General features: G+C 67.9%; 1 protein-coding gene. It reads left to right on the top strand.

The window, feature by feature from the left end; translation table 11 throughout:
• Positions 1-478 precede the first annotated feature (478 nt).
• Positions 479-2,330: HAMP domain-containing protein (locus tag ACFPN9_RS28945; RefSeq protein WP_377818002.1), on the top strand; the 1,852-nt coding region annotated here is incomplete at its 3' end.

Below are 2,330 nucleotides of genomic sequence, written 5' to 3'. Positions count from 1 at the left end.
CGCGAAGGCCATGGCGGCAGCAAGGCCCACGCCATCGCCGAAGCGGCCTGAACCGAAACGCCGCGGCAACCGAAACCCGAAGGCCCCGCCATCCACCCATAGCGGGGCCTTCGCCACCGTGGGGCGGTACCCCGCCTGGGCCGGCTGACAGATGAAAGGCGTCATCACAACGGGCCGATGCTGCCTTCGAGAACAAAAATCCCGGAGACATGTCCTAACGGAAGCTGAATCCGGCTTCTGCGGAAGTGATTCAAAAGAATCCACGTTTAAACGTTCTTTAAGCGCGGCTGGCCAATTCTCCGCATGAACAGGATCCCGCCCACCGACAGTTCTGGGTGCGGAGCGGTTCGGGGGCACCAGTCATCGCCTTGGGGGGCGGTCGACGTGTTTTTCCATCGGCGTGCCCGGCACGGGCCGCCGTAGGCCCCGCGCCAGCTTCGTCATCCAGAGTGTCGCGTTGCCTACCGGAGAGCGACCGATGACGAAGGCCAGAAAGCCAGCCCGCCAGCGCCAGAAGGCGCGTATCGGGATCGCCGCACGGATCTACGCGGCCCTAGGGCTGATGACGGCCCTGACGCTCGTGGCCTCCGCCGTCGCCTGGCTCTCCTTCGGCCGTGTCGGAACGACCGTCCAGGAACTGGCCGGCCAGAAGATGCCGATGGTCGAACTGGCGCTCGAACTCTCGCAGGCCGCAACGCTTTCGACGGCGCTGGCGCCGCGCTTCATGGATGTCGAGAATGTCCAGCAGCGCGCGGCCCTGACCAACGAACTCGACCGCATCGAGGCGCGGCAGTTCGACCTGATCCGCCGGATCGCCGCGCTGAGCGGCCTCGACATGAAGGCGACCCAGCAGGCGGTCGACGAGCTGTCGCGCACCATCAACGAGATCAACGACCTCACCGGCGCGCGCATGCGCAACGCGGCCGCCATGAACCGCCTGCTCGAGGACCTCGGCAAGGCCGGCCGCGTCTTCAGCGGTGTCGTCGGTTCGGAAGCCGACGAGGCCCGCTTCAACGTCACCATGGGCATCGAGAGCATCAAGGGCCTGTCGGGCGAGCAGCTCGACGCCGCGATGAAGACGCTCAACGACCGCGACTTCCCCGTCTTCGATTTCGCCCGCAAGCTCGAGGCGCAGGTCAACGAGCTGATGGGCATGCTGCGCGAGATCGCCCAGACCCCCGACAAGGCGAGGCTGGAGATCGCCCGCGAGCGCTTCAAGGCCACGGCCATGCGCATCCGCATGGAACTCCAGGCCGCCGAGGCCGCTTCCTCGAATGCCTTCCGCGGTCAGGTCGTCGAGGCTGTCATCGCCATGGGCGAGGGCCGCAACGGCATCGTCGAAATGCGCGACCGCGACCTGACCACGCTCGGTGAGATTGCGACGACCCTGAAGACTGTCGACGGCGCCGCCGCCACGCTGCGCGGGCAAGTCGAGAAGCTGGTCGAGAATGCGCGTGGCCAGGCCGTTTCGGCGAGCCAGTCGAGCGCCGCGCTGATCCATGACAGCGAGCGCTGGCTCGGCGCCATCGGCATCGGCTCGCTGCTGATCGCCCTGTCGCTCTCGCTCTTCTACGTCCGTCCTGCGATCATCGGCCGGCTGAACCGTCTGTGGGCGGCGACGCGGGCGATCGCGGATGGCGCGCTGGAGACGGTGGTCGACATCAAGGGCAATGACGAGATCTCCGACATCTCGAAGAGCGTGCTGCTGTTCCGCGACAATGCGGTGGCGCTGCGCGAGGCGGAGAGCGCCAAGATCGCCGACCAGGCGCGGGCGCAGGAGCAGCGCCGCGAGATGATGGCGGAGCTGGGCGCGGCCTTCGGCGAGGTCGTGGCGGCGGCCGCTGCCGGCGACTTCAGCCGGCGCGTCCAGGCGAACTTTGCCGACGCCGAGCTGAATGCGCTCGCGGGCTCGGTCAACGAACTGCTGGAGACGGTGCAGGGTGGCCTGTCCGAGACCTGTGAGGTTCTGGCGGAGCTGTCGGCGGGGCATCTCTCGACCCGCATCGAGGGGATGTATCAGGGCGCCTTCGCCGAGCTGAAGAACGGCACCAACGCGCTGGCCGAGGAGTTCGAGAGCACGCTCGCCAAGCTGTCGGAGACGGTTGCGGCGGTGCGCAGCGCGACGACCGAGATCCTCGACGGCGTCACCGATCTGGCGGAGCGCACCAGCGAGGAGAGCAACGCCGTCTCGATGGCGACCAACCAGCTCGGCGCCTTCGCCGGGACGGTGAAGAAGACGGCGAGCGAGGCGGCCCAGGCGACCGGCATGGCCGAGGGCGCCGAGAGCCAGGCGCAGCAGGGCGAGAAGGTCGTGGCGTCGGCGCTCGAAG

It is taken from the genome of Allobosea massiliensis (assembly GCF_042655245.1).
Classification (GTDB): Bacteria; Pseudomonadota; Alphaproteobacteria; order Rhizobiales; family Beijerinckiaceae; genus Allobosea; species Allobosea massiliensis.
This window is presented reverse-complemented; position numbering and strand designations above follow the sequence as displayed.